The organism is Wolbachia endosymbiont of Drosophila bicornuta (genome assembly GCF_028982105.1).
Lineage (GTDB): Bacteria > Pseudomonadota > Alphaproteobacteria > Rickettsiales > Anaplasmataceae > Wolbachia > Wolbachia pipientis.
This window is the reverse complement of the sequence record NZ_JAPQLF010000082.1, coordinates 1-12734: the sequence shown is the minus strand read 5'-3', so window position 1 is coordinate 12734 and position 12734 is coordinate 1. Positions and strand designations below refer to the sequence as shown.

Here is a 12734-nt window from a genome sequence, read left to right as displayed (position 1 = left end):
TTGATTCATCATTCTCTTTGTGAAAAACATTCCAAACTTTCTCTCCACTTTTTCTGGGTAAGGTCAGTCAGCTACTTGGATGACAGGGGAGGGAGGTGCTACCCTGACAATCGTCATCCCGCTACGTGTTAGCGGGATCTAGAGATACCGCGAATGAATCTCGGTATGACGGTCTGCAGCGGTATGACGTAGGGCTGCACTAGCTATATCATGCATTTTATTAACCGACACTATAAACAATATCCTTACAATTATGAGATTGAACCACAACTTGCTCAAGCGTTAAGCTGCTGCGTTTAGCGTCTTTACTGTGATTTTCCCCAAGAACATTTGTTCTTTCTCGTTTTATTTCCTCAATGAATTTCCCATTAACATCTTTAGGATCAATCTCTTCTTCAGAATATATAAGGTTAGTGCAATTTGTTTTTCTATAATAATGCACGCCAAGACATATAATTGATAATGCAAGTATACCAGAACCTATAAGTAATGATAATCCTATGTTATTAGTCAAAGGGTTTTGGTAAAATTTTTGTACACCATTAACACCATGTGTTGCAAGTAGCCCTAGAGGAAACGCTATATTTGCAGCAACTACACCAGTAAATAATGCAGTAAATATTGGTCTGTAGTTAATTACTGATTTTATTTTATTAGTTCTAGTAATTATAGCCTTTCTTATAATAGTCCGAATGCGATAAGATATGTGTTTATGGCTATAGCAGGCCAGTAGCATATTACGGTCTGTTCGGATTATTGTAAAAAGAGCTATACTTTTTCGTCAATGTTAGTGAAGCCTTGTTTAGCTTCCCAAGCATTAAGTACAAAATTTGAATGAGTGCCATTGCTATATTCCAGTCTTACAGATTTTATAGCTTTATCTTTTGGCTGGTGCTCCAACACCTCAGCTAAAATTTTATCCGCATCTTTTTTTTGAATGGAATGTTCTTCAGTATCTATAAATTGCCTTGTTGCAAAAAATATTGGACCAATTGCAAGCAATGCAGCAAGTGCGATAACTGGTATAGTGATATATTTTGGGCTGTTTGTAAAAAATGCAATAAATTTTGCTTTATCTTGTAAATATAATAAAGCTGCAGATATACTGAGTATAATAGCACTTGCACCAAAAATTATAAAACCCTTCTGCTGCATGGCATACTTTGCTCTTGGCAAGAATCTGTTTGTTTTTTTATTTTTTAAAATTGCATCGTCATTTATGTTAAATTTACTATTTGTAAGCAAAGACTTTTTAGAGCCATCTGCTGCGCTTGTGTATGATGGTAGTGAGCCAGTTGGAGGTATACTTGAGCTGTTAGTTCTTTGTAAATCTTCTAATATTTCACTATTCCAAGGTGGACTAAATACTGTCTCTTGAGAAGGTGATCTGCTTAGAGTTGAATTTTGTGGCACGTCAACATGAGTTTCTTCACCTTTTGTTTCTTCTAGGGAAGGAGGTGATACTTGAGTCTCAAGAGTTAACGGATCTCTTGAATTAGCATTGCTGTTTTTTTTCTCTTTAAATTCTTCCTCTAACAAAGCTTCTAAAGCTGTATTTTCATCATTTTTTTTCGGAGTACTTGTCCTAAGTGCTGGTATTGGTAAAATTCCTGGTGTTATCTCGCCATCTTCACTTATTGATGTGGAAGAAATTAATGTTACTGTTTGTTCTTCATTTACTGGTCCAGGCATATTCACTCCAAAATTAATTACTATGCTGCATTGATTACGCTATAGTTATTAAGATATAGTAAATACCAATTTACGGATAATTATTAGTATAGAAATTGTCTATCAAAGATTCTTTCATTCAGAGGGTAATCTTTGTCAAAAAGCAAAGTGATTGTGTTCTCATGGTCTTTTTGTATTTTTATCTGTGATATATCATGAAATTCTTTGTAATCTGATACTACAAGTGCTGGACGGTTTTTTGTGTCGTTAATGTCAATTTGTACGATTGTATCGTTTGATATTAACGCTCCATTCCAATGCCTTGGGTAATAGCTATTGATAGAGGTTAATGCAAGTAAATTTGAATTTAGCGGCAAGATTGCGCCACCGGCAGAGAAGTTATATGCAGTGCTACCTGTGGGAGTAGATAATATTACTCCGTCCCCTCTAAATTTTTCTACTTTTAGCTTATCATTAATAGTGATATTCATTTCTACTATTTGGTTTGCTTTTCTAAAAACATATACTTCGTTTACTGCTATGTAATGATATCTCTTGCCACTTGTGTCTGTTGCTTCCATTTTTAGCAAAGTTAACTGAGTTGAAGTTGCATGCTCTATATGATCAATTAAATCTTCACTGCAGCTAAAGCATTTATTCATCAAAAACCCAACATTGCCAGTGTTTATCCCATACACATGCATGTTTTTATTTTCTATGACGTAATTGTGCAAAGTGCGTAGCATAAAGCCATCACCGCCAACAACTATCAATAGATCGATTTCGGACTTATTTTCTTCTGTTATATTGATAAAACTAAGTTTCTTTAATAGTTTAGATACTTCCTGCGATTTTGTTGATGGAGAAGCAACATAGCCTATATTTTTGTATTTATGCATGCTTCAGTAAACTCTCTAAAACTTAAAGAGGAGGAGAATTAGAAAATGCTTCCATATTTATCGTTAAACTTAGCTAATTTGCTAGTTTTACTTGCTAACCCGCTTGTCAAACTTCCAGTCCATGCAGGGTGAGTAAGAGGATCTCTATCAAGTTTTACCCTATCTCCCTCCTTTCCATAAGTGGAACGAGTTTCAAACTCTTGACCGTCTGTCATAACTATAATAATTTTATGATAATTCATTGTTGTTTATAAACTTTTAGTCAGTCAACATTCTAGTGAACTTAATTCACTAAGTCAATCATTATTCTAAAATATTGACAAAAAATAAATAAAATCTTATGCTTAATAAGGAATAAGTAATAATTATCATGATTTTCGCTTTCCCTGGTCAGGGCTCTCAGTTTGTAGGAATGGGAAAGAGCTTATATAGTGAGTTTTCCGCTGCAAGACAAGTATTTAATGAAGTAGATAGCATATTGGATAGAAAGCTGTCTCATTTAATCTTCAACGGTCCTATTGAAGAATTAACCATTACAGAAAACGCTCAGCCAGCTATAATGGCAGTATCAATTGCAATGCTACGTGTTATGGAGCATGTGTTTGGCAAATCTCTTTTCACTGATCACAATGTTAAATATGTTTGTGGGCATTCAGTTGGCGAATATACAGCGCTGTGTGCTGCAGGAGCGTTAACGCTTGAGTCTGCAATCAAGCTGCTGAAAGTTCGCAGCGAAGCAATGCATGAAGCTTCACTGAAATGTAAAGGCGGAATGGTTGCGTTGCTTGGAGCAGAGATAAATGAAGTGGAAGATATATTGAAATCAGTTCAAATTGACGGAATTTGTGAAATTGCAAACGATAACGGTGGCGGACAAGTGGTTATAAGTGGCACTAGAGAAGCTCTTGAAATGTTACCCGATTTATTCAAAAACTCGAGTGTGAGGAAACTAATTAAATTACAGGTTAGTGGGCCTTTTCATTCATCTCTTATGAAACCTGCTGATGAAAAAGTTTTGGAGTTTTTGAATGGTATTAAAATAACCCGTCCTATAGTTCCTTTGATATCAAATGTTACAGCTAAAGAGGAGAGTGATCCCAAAGTTATAAAAACTTTACTCGCCAAGCAAGTTGTAAGCAGAGTGAAATGGAGAGAAATGGTTTTGTATATGTCAAGCCGTGGCATTAACAAATTTGTTGAAATTGGCCCTAATAAAGTTTTATCTAATTTGGTCAAAAGAATTGACCAATCTATCAGTACAAAAAATATAGATAGTATTGGTGATATTGACAGCTTCTTTAATGAATCATTAGTACTAACAGCGAAAAATTTAAAAGTTGGATTAAGTTAAAACACATCTATTTGATGTCATTCCGGTGCATAACGCTGCCTAGCTGGAATGACAGAGGGTAATGCAAGAAATCAACGAACTGCCTGTCATTTCGTTTGGTTTTTTAATTCCAAGTAGCTGTAAAATAGTAGGGGCAATGTCAGATAACCTTCCGTCTCTTAGTTTTAGATTATTGCAAGACACAATAAATGGCACTTTATTTAGAGTGTGTGCTGTATGAGGTGTATTATTTTCTTCATCGAACATACATTCCACATTACCATGGTCTGCAGTGACAATTAACGCGGTGTTGCTTGACTTTTTAACAGCACTCAGCACTTTTGCAAGACAATCATCTACAGCTAGCACAGCTTTCTCGGCTGCTTTTATATTACCTGTATGTCCTACCATATCAGGATTAGCGTAATTTACAACTATCAGTGCGAATTCTTGGGAGTGAATTTTTTCTACAAGCTTTTCTGTGAGCTCGAAGGCTGACATTTCGGGCTGCAAATCGTAAGTTTGAACTTTTGGTGAGGGAATGAGTATTCTTTCTTCACCAGAGAAAGGTTCTTCTTTTCCACAATTGAAAAAGAAAGTCACATGAGCGTATTTCTCGGTTTCGGCGATACGTAATTGTCGTAATTTATTGTCTTCTATTGTTTGTCCTAGAGTATCAGCGAAAGAAGTAGGAGGAAAAATATAAGGAATTTTGAGATCTTCTTTATACTTCATCATACTTAAAATTGAAGAGAATTTTGCTACCTTAGCGTAATCTGTTTTGCGAAGCAAAATACTTGCTAATTGTATCATTCGATCAGCACGAAAGTTAGCCAACAGCACTCCATCTTCTGGTTTTATACCTTGATAATCACCTATTACTGCGGGCCTGATAAACTCATCAGTTATGTTATTTTGATAGTTATTCTCAATCAACGATACTGCATTATCATGACAAGGTGCCTTTGCAAATGCGATAGCCTCATAAGCTTCGATTGTTCTCTTCCACCTGTTGTCACGGTCCATAGCATAGTAACGCCCAGAAACAGTAGCAATTCTTGTGTCATTTCCCTTTATACTCTTTGTAAATTCTTGAATGCATTTTTTTCCTGAATTTGGCAATGTGTCTCTGCCATCTAAAAATGCATGTATCACCACTTTTATTCCATGCTGTGATATTTTATTTGCTAAAGTTGAAATATGCTTTTGATGCGAATGAACACCGCCATCTGAGACTAATCCCATTATATGGCATACTCCGTTCTTACTTTTTAGATTACTAATAAAACTTTGTAGATTTGCATTGTTTTCCATTGTTCCAATTTCTTGATTAATGCGCTGAAGGCTTTGCATTACTACTCTACCACTGCCAATATTCATGTGGCCAACTTCTGAATTACCTATTTGACCACCAGGTAACCCCACATCAGCTCCACAGGCGGATAAACTGCATTTTGGATAATTAGAGCTAATATATTGCCAACAGGGTGGATTTGCGTTGCTAATAGCATTGTATTTACTGCTTTCTACTCCATTTCCCCAGCCATCTAGTATACATAAAACGACTGATTCAATGTTCATACAAAATCAATACTAGAATTTCACAGAGAAGAGCTCCCCGAGCCGGATTCGAACCAGCGACCAATTGGTTAACAGCCAACTGCTCTACCACTGAGCTACCGAGGAATAAACTGGTTTCAATTTATCATATTGAGCGCTGATTGTAAATGGTTTTTGTATACAATTATGATCAAAACAATGTTAAATGCGCGAAAAAGTGTACATTGACATGAGATACAAGCCTAATGAAAAAAGCTACGAATGCCGGTGAAAAACATAGCAATTTTATTTTCATTTGCAGCTTTTATCACATCTTGATCTTTCAGCGAGCCACCGGGCTGAATTATAGCTGTAATTCCATGTTTTGCGCTTTCTACTATGCTATCTGGGAATGGAAAAAATGCATCTGAAGCAAGCACTGCACCTTTACATTTTTCACCTGCTTTTTTCACTGCAATGTTCACACTATCTATTCTGCTTGTTTGCCCTGCACCGATGCCAATAGCACAACCATCTTTTGCTATAACTATTGCGTTGGATTTCACATGCTTACATATTTTCCAGGCAAAAATAAGATCTTTTTTTTCTTTGTCTATTGCAGTGCATTCTGTTACTTGTTCTGCTTTTATTGTGTGGTCATTATTTTCTTGCACCAAAAACCCACCAACAACATTTTTAGTTTGGTATTTCACATTTTGTTGAAAAGATTTATGAATAATCACTCTTAAATTTTTCTTTCTTTGTAAAATTTTTAGTGCCTCATTGTTTACCGATGGTGCTATCACTACTTCCAAAAATATCTCGTTTAATTTTTCTGCTAGCTTTAAATCTATCTCCCGGTTTAAGGCAAATATACCACCAAAACTGCTTACTTCATCGCACGATAGAGCTTTTTCATATGCCTCCAAAGCATTATTACCAATAGCAGCGCCACATGGGTTATTATGCTTGATTATCACTGCTGCAGGTTCTTCGAATTCAGAAGTTATGTTAAGTGCGGACTCTATATCTACTATATTATTATAACTCAACTCTTTTCCATGTATTTTTTCCAGCGGATATTTGGTGAATTGATTGCTATAAAATGCAGCTTTTTGATGAGGGTTTTCACCATACCTTAATTCTTGTGCTTTATGCCCATATAGTCCGAAAAACTCTGGTAACTCATTATTTTTACTCTGGGATAAAAACCAACTGTGAATATTAGAATCGTAGTGTGCAGTGAGAGCAAATGCTTTGGTTGCTAAGTGTTTTCTATATTCCAATGTTGTTTCATTGTTATTTTTTATCATCTCAGCTTTTAGTGCTTCGTAGTCTTGAATGCTAGAAATAACTGAAGTAAAACGAAAGTTTTTTGCTGCAGCTCTAATTAACGCCACTCCGCCGATATCAATTTGTTCTATAATTTGCTCTTCATTTGAGCCGCTACTTACTGTCTCCCAAAATGGGTATAGGTTAGTTATAAGCAGGTCTATTGGCTCAATACCTAGATCTTGCACTTCCTTTTTATGCTTTTCTCGATCATAAAGTATTCCTCCATGAATTTTAGGGTGTAAAGTTTTCACTCTACCACCCAGTATCTCTGGAAATTGTGTGTAATCTGAGACTTCTTGTGTTTTTATTCCTGCACTAGATAGCACTTTATAAGTATTGCCCGTTGAAAGAATTTCTATTTGTTGCTGCGTTAAAAACGATGCAAGATCAATTATATTCGTTTTATCGTATACTGATATTAAAGCTCTTTTTATTTTCATTTTTATATGGAAAGTTTTTTAATATTATATCTAAGAAAAGGAAATTTAGCTATTACATTTCTACACTAATTTAAAGCAGTCTATTCTATAAATTTTTTTACCATGCTTGATTTCAAGCCACGAATAAAATCTTCAATACTGCAAGGATTTCTCCCTTCCATTTGTACAACTTTAGGAATTAAAGTGCCACCTTTTAAACTTATGTGCATATTATCGTTAACAATCTTACCTTGTTCTGAAGCGAGAGCTTCAAAGTCAGCATCAAGTATCCTGATACGTTTACTTTCTATCTTAATGAATGCTTTTGGGTAAAACGCTTTAACCTTTCTATAAGCAACTTCACAGGCATCACTTGCATAAATTTTATAGTCTTCCACTTTGTCAGCGTAACATGCATTGTTATCGTTCTGTTTTAAGGGAAGCTGTTTTTCAATTTCGTTTAGCACTTTCAGCAGTAAATCACTGCCTAGCTTAGATAATTTATCATGCAATGTCTTGTAATTATCGTTCTTTTCGATAAGAAATTTTTCCTGTTTTAAAATAGGGCCGGAATCTAATCCTTCATCCAATTGCATAATGCTAACCCCGGTTTCTTGATCTCCTGCTAAAATTGTGTGCTGTATCGGGGCTGCACCACGCCACCTTGGTAGTAATGAAGGATGAATATTAATACAACCATATTTTGGAATATTCAAAATTTCTCTTGGAAGTATCAACCCATACGCGGCTACAACTGCAACGTCTGGTTTGAAATTTCTAAATTTTTCTTGCTCTGCTGAAAACTTTAGAGAGATAGGAGTACATACCTCTATGTTACTTTCTTCAGCGATAACATGTACTGGAGATTTCGTTGGCTTCTGTCCACGCCCCGAAGGTTTTGGAGCCTTGGTGTATACTGCCACCACTTCGCTCTTTGATTTCAGTAACAAGCTCAGAGAATTAACAGCAAATCCTGGTGACCCCATGAAAATAATTCTCATGGTGTCTTTGCTTTAAGAATTCTCTGCTAATTTACCACTTACAGCTTCTACTAATTTGGCAAAATCATCCTTATAATTAACGGCCATCTCAGCAAGAATTTTTCTATTTAAATCAATGCCGGCAAGTGTAAGACCATGCATAAACCTACCATAAGTAAGCCCATGCTCTCTTGCTGCTGCATTAATACGTATTATCCATAAGCTACGGAAATCACGTTTACGGGTTCTTCTGTCTCTATAAGCATATTGCAGTGCTTTTTCAACTCTTTGTAATGCAATTCTATAACAACTTTTTGCGCGCCCTCTATAACCCTTTGCCAGTTTCAATATTTTTTTATGACGAGCGTGAGTAGTGACTCCACGTTTTACCCGAGCCATTTTATTTTACCTCCATTTTGTTAAATACAGTAAGGCATATGAAGCTTAACTATACGCGAGTCAGATTTACCAAGAATCGTTGTACCGCGCTGATTACGAATATTAGATTTACTTCTCTTTACCATGCCATGCCTTTTGCCTGACTGAGTAGAAATAACTTTACCCTTAGCTGTAAGGTGAAAGCGCTTTTTCACAGAAGATTTGGTTTTTAATTTTATTTTCTTCATATTCCAAATAAATTTACAAGCACTACTATTGAGTTCTTTAATAGTAATTAAGCATTAGTATAAATAATTTTATTAAAGAATCAAATTAAAATTGTATATTAAAGGAGTTTAAAAGTAATTACGCCCAATATGTGTGTTATACCTTCTTTATTCCCAAGTGGCAACAATACTTGCCTCATTTTAACACTTTCACTTTCTTCCTCTTCATTGATCGGGCATTTACTCTCTATTACAGTATCAAGTTTATCAATAACTGCATCTATTTTATATAGTCGCAAAAATGGTGCATCAATTGCATACTTATTATCAATGCGCGTCTTTTTCTCAAAACCATAGAATTCAACAGCCTTTTCTCCTGCATTTTCACAAATATAACCTTGATCCTTGACTTCAATGACAAAACAATGCTGCCATGATTCCATTATTTCTGCAGTGTCTATTTCATGCCTTTCTGGCCAATCTCTGTCTGACCCTTTTATGTCATTCCAGTGTTGAGTCACCACATTTGCTATTCTTTTTTCTTTGCCTACATAAATTTCCATTCCAATTTCCACATATAAAACACAGATATGAGGTAAATTTATCGTGAATATATTGATTTTTTCTTACCACAAGGTGCATGTTACTAGAAGTTCTGAGATCTAGAGAGTGGTATTGATTTTATTTCCATTACAACTTATTATTTATAGATAACCTCAATAAAAACGATGAAGCTAAACGAAATCAGAGAAAGATTTATAAAATTTTTTGTAAATAATGACCACGAGCAGGTTTCTTCTTCTCCTTTGATTCCAGAACATGACCCAACGCTCATGTTCACAAATGCTGGTATGGTGCAGTTTAAAAATATTTTTACTGGTGCTCAAAAAACTGAAATGAAACGTGCTGTCTCAAGTCAAAAGTGCCTAAGAGCAGGCGGTAAACACAATGATCTGGAAAATGTTGGCTATACAACTCGGCATCACACATTTTTTGAAATGCTCGGAAATTTTAGCTTCGGTGATTACTTTAAGGAAACTGCGATAGAATTTGCGTGGGAATTTATCACTAAAGAGTTATCTCTTGATAAAAACAGACTATCCATAACCGTCTACCATACTGATGATGAGGCGTACGAGATTTGGCGTAAGATAAGTGGCTTTTCAAGTGATAAAATCATAAGAATTACAACGGATGATAACTTTTGGAGTATGGGAAGCACTGGTCCGTGCGGTCCATGTTCTGAAATTTTTTATGACCATGGGAGTCCTAATTTACAAGAGGGCGATAGAATTGTTGAAATCTGGAATCTGGTATTCATGGAGTTTAACAAAGATGAAGAAGGTAATTTACACAAATTGCCAAAAAAATGCATCGATACTGGAATGGGCCTTGAAAGAATAGCGGCTGTTATGCAAAACGTCCATGATAACTATGATATTGATCTATTTTCTGCTCTGATAAGTAAATCACAAGAGTACTGTGGAAGAACGGAAAATAAAATAGCGCATAAGATCATAGCAGATCATCTTCGCGCGGCTGCATTTCTCATCGCAGAAGGAGTGCTTCCTGGAAATGAGGGCAGGAATTACGTATTACGCAGATTAATTAGGAGAGCCACACGTTATATTCACCTGCTTGGATATAATGATTCCCTACTCCATCGTATTTTTCCAGTGTTGATAGATAGCACGAGTTCGGCTTATATGGGAGCTGAATTAGTCAGAGCTAAAAGCTTAATAGAAACGACGTTAAAATCAGAGGAAGAAAACTTTAAAGACACTTTGATGAAAGGTATCAATCTCCTGGAGAAATTCACTACAGATTTAAAATCGGGCGATACTTTGCCTGGAGAATCAGCGTTTAAGCTATATGACACCTACGGATTTCCTTTGGATATTACACTTGATATTTTAAAAGAGAAAAAAATAAATTTTGACCAGAAGGGTTTTGATGATGCAATGGGAGAACAAAAAGAGAGAGCACGTGCTAAATGGGCTGGATCTGGTGAAAAATCTGTTGAGCAAGTATGGTTTGATTTGATCAATAAATTTGGCAAAACAAAATTTGTTGGTTATGAGTTCAATGAAGTAAGTGATGCGAAAATACTAGCTATAGTTTCCTCTAAAAATGAAGTAATTGATTCTGCAAAGGAGGGAGAAAAGATAACCATTATACTTGATAAAACACCTTTTTATGGCGAGTCAGGTGGACAAGTGGGAGATACTGGCAGTCTGATCAAATCTGATAGAAGTATTATTATAGTCGAGAATACCAATAAGGTTAATGACCTATATTTGCACAGATGCATAGTTAAGTTCGGTTCAATTTGTAAAGGTAACACAGTTGCAGCAAGCATTGACAAGGAAAGAAGGCAAACCTTAAGAAGAAATCATTCAGCTACACATCTTCTGCACTTTACACTCAGAAAAATTCTAGGTGATCATGTCACTCAAAAAGGTTCCCTAGTTGCACCAGATAGACTGAGATTCGACTTCAGCCATAACACTCAAATGACTCAAGATCAGTTGTTTTGGGTAGAGGATATGGTAAACTCTCTAATCAGAGAAAATCTTTCCGCATCTACAAAAATTCAAAGCATGAATCAGGCAATAGAAGAAGGAGCTATGGCGTTATTCGGCGAAAAATATAGCGATCAAGTAAGAGTAGTGAAGATTGGAGATTCAAGGGAACTGTGTGGTGGCACGCACGTTGAACATACTGGAGAAATCGGTTTATTTAAGATAGTAACAGAGAGTTCTGTTGCTTTTGGAGTGAGGAGAATTGAAGCTTTAACTGGTCAGGAAGCAATCAATTATGTACGTGATAATGAAATTAACTTAAAAAAAGTTGCAGAATTCGTAAAAGCGCCAGTGAGTGAAATAACAAGCAGATTAAGTATTTTAAGTCAAGAACACAAAAAATCCGAAACCAAAATAAAAAACCTATATAAGAAGCTTGTGAGTGCAGAGAATATAAAAAGCACCGAAATAAATGGAATAAATTTTATAAGCCACACTTTCACTGATATTCCAGCAAATGTAATAAGAGAGTTTGTTTTGCAGCAACAAAAACCAAAAACGATAATAGCTTTCACGGCAACAGAAAAAGATAAAACAGTCTTGATTATTAAAGTAAGTAAAGACTTAATCAATAAGATTAGCGCAAAAGAACTAATATCCATAGCAGTTGAAAAGAACTGTGGTGGGAATGCTGAATTTGCACAAACAGGCTGTGATAGCAATAAAATAGATGATGCCATTACAGCCATTTATAGCAAAATAGCAGCTTCTAAGCACTCTACGTCATACCACCACGAACCGTCATACCGCCGCGGCGCTAACAAGCAGCGGGATACTTAACCATCGTCTACACCGTCATACCGCGATTCATTCGCGGTATCTCTTAGCCGCTAACAAGAGATCCCGCTAACAAGCAGCGGGATGACGAATTATAGCTCTTTTTACAATAATCCGAACAGACCGTAATATGCTACTGGCCTGCTATAGCCATAAACACATATCTTATCGCATTCGGACTATCATAAGAAAGGCTATACTATGCCGCCGCGAACCGTCATACCGTTGCAAACCGTCATACCGCGATTCATTCGCGGTATCTCTTATCGTAGATCCCGCTAACAGGTAGCGGGATGACGGTTGTCAGGCTATCTGTCATCCAAGTAGCTCGACTACTTGGATCCAGGAAAAAGAATGGTGTCATGAAAGTAGCTGACACTGATTCCTTTATGATGGTGTAATCGCAGTGCCCAGACACTGGGATCCAGGAAACTTAATTGCAAGTAATGCATTGGATTTGGTGAGTATGGGTTTTGCGTTATAGAATGAAGCACTTTTGGTGAATTTATAAAGAAAGCTGGATCCCAGTGTCAAGCACTGGGATGACAAGGTATAAACCTTATCGTCATGCCGCCGCGAACCGTCATACCGCGATTC

The 12734-nt window shown here is 36.2% G+C and carries 13 protein-coding genes, 1 tRNA gene and 1 pseudogene; 3 read left to right on the top strand and 12 right to left on the bottom strand.

The window, feature by feature from the left end:
• Positions 1–220: 220 nt before the first annotated feature.
• The 4 genes and pseudogenes from OZD68_RS02275 to rpmE form a co-directional block, all read right to left on the bottom strand.
• Positions 221–667: pseudogene (locus OZD68_RS02275) on the bottom strand (hypothetical protein); the annotation flags it as partial.
• Between the two features lie 101 nt (positions 668–768).
• Positions 769–1692, bottom strand: coding sequence for a hypothetical protein (locus tag OZD68_RS02270; RefSeq protein ID WP_259366111.1), 924 nt, complete (start codon positions 1690–1692; stop codon positions 769–771).
• An 83-nt stretch (positions 1693–1775) separates the two neighbouring features.
• Positions 1776–2570: an NAD kinase gene (locus OZD68_RS02265; protein WP_182309904.1), complete on the bottom strand. Its 795-nt coding sequence runs from the start codon at positions 2568–2570 to the stop codon at positions 1776–1778.
• A gap of 38 nt (positions 2571–2608) precedes the next feature.
• Complete coding sequence (rpmE, locus tag OZD68_RS02260; protein ID WP_007548602.1) at positions 2609–2812, bottom strand: 50S ribosomal protein L31; 204 nt, start codon at positions 2810–2812, stop codon at positions 2609–2611.
• A 128-nt stretch (positions 2813–2940) separates the two neighbouring features.
• On the opposite strand from rpmE, the gene fabD reads away from it, so the two are divergent.
• A complete protein-coding gene (fabD, locus tag OZD68_RS02255) occupies positions 2941–3921 on the top strand; it encodes an ACP S-malonyltransferase (protein ID WP_182309905.1) in 981 nt (326 codons plus the stop codon).
• Positions 3922–3960: 39 nt separating this feature from the next.
• On the opposite strand, the gene gpmI is transcribed toward fabD, so the two are convergent.
• The 7 genes from gpmI to OZD68_RS02220 form a co-directional block, all read right to left on the bottom strand.
• Positions 3961–5481, bottom strand: coding sequence for a 2,3-bisphosphoglycerate-independent phosphoglycerate mutase (gene gpmI, locus OZD68_RS02250; protein WP_182309906.1), 1521 nt, complete (start codon positions 5479–5481; stop codon positions 3961–3963).
• Between the two features lie 33 nt (positions 5482–5514).
• Positions 5515–5586 (bottom strand) — tRNA-Asn (locus OZD68_RS02245).
• A gap of 116 nt (positions 5587–5702) precedes the next feature.
• On the bottom strand, positions 5703–7214 hold the full coding sequence (purH, locus tag OZD68_RS02240; protein ID WP_182309907.1) for a bifunctional phosphoribosylaminoimidazolecarboxamide formyltransferase/IMP cyclohydrolase: 1512 nt from the start codon (positions 7212–7214) through the stop codon (positions 5703–5705).
• An 80-nt stretch (positions 7215–7294) separates the two neighbouring features.
• Positions 7295–8194, bottom strand: coding sequence for a methionyl-tRNA formyltransferase (gene fmt, locus OZD68_RS02235; RefSeq protein WP_182309908.1), 900 nt, complete (start codon positions 8192–8194; stop codon positions 7295–7297).
• A 12-nt stretch (positions 8195–8206) separates the two neighbouring features.
• The gene (gene rplT, locus OZD68_RS02230; RefSeq protein ID WP_064125369.1) at positions 8207–8572 is read right to left on the bottom strand and encodes a 50S ribosomal protein L20; all 366 of its coding nucleotides are present in this window, start codon (positions 8570–8572) and stop codon (positions 8207–8209) included.
• Positions 8573–8592: 20 nt separating this feature from the next.
• Positions 8593–8799 carry a 50S ribosomal protein L35 gene (gene rpmI, locus OZD68_RS02225; RefSeq protein WP_182309909.1) on the bottom strand — a complete coding sequence of 69 codons (207 nt, stop codon included), beginning with the start codon at positions 8797–8799 and terminating at the stop codon, positions 8593–8595.
• 98 nt (positions 8800–8897) lie between these two features.
• Positions 8898–9341, bottom strand: coding sequence for a PAS domain-containing protein (locus OZD68_RS02220; protein ID WP_010962890.1), 444 nt, complete (start codon positions 9339–9341; stop codon positions 8898–8900).
• A gap of 165 nt (positions 9342–9506) precedes the next feature.
• On the opposite strand from OZD68_RS02220, the gene alaS reads away from it, so the two are divergent.
• A complete protein-coding gene (gene alaS, locus OZD68_RS02215; protein WP_182309910.1) occupies positions 9507–12140 on the top strand; it encodes an alanine--tRNA ligase in 2634 nt (877 codons plus the stop codon).
• 127 nt (positions 12141–12267) lie between these two features.
• A complete protein-coding gene (locus OZD68_RS02210) occupies positions 12268–12426 on the top strand; it encodes a hypothetical protein (protein ID WP_182309911.1) in 159 nt (52 codons plus the stop codon).
• A gap of 98 nt (positions 12427–12524) precedes the next feature.
• Here the strand turns inward: OZD68_RS02210 and OZD68_RS02205 are convergent.
• On the bottom strand, positions 12525–12734 hold a 210-nt coding region (locus tag OZD68_RS02205; RefSeq protein WP_275008888.1), incomplete at its 5' end, for a hypothetical protein.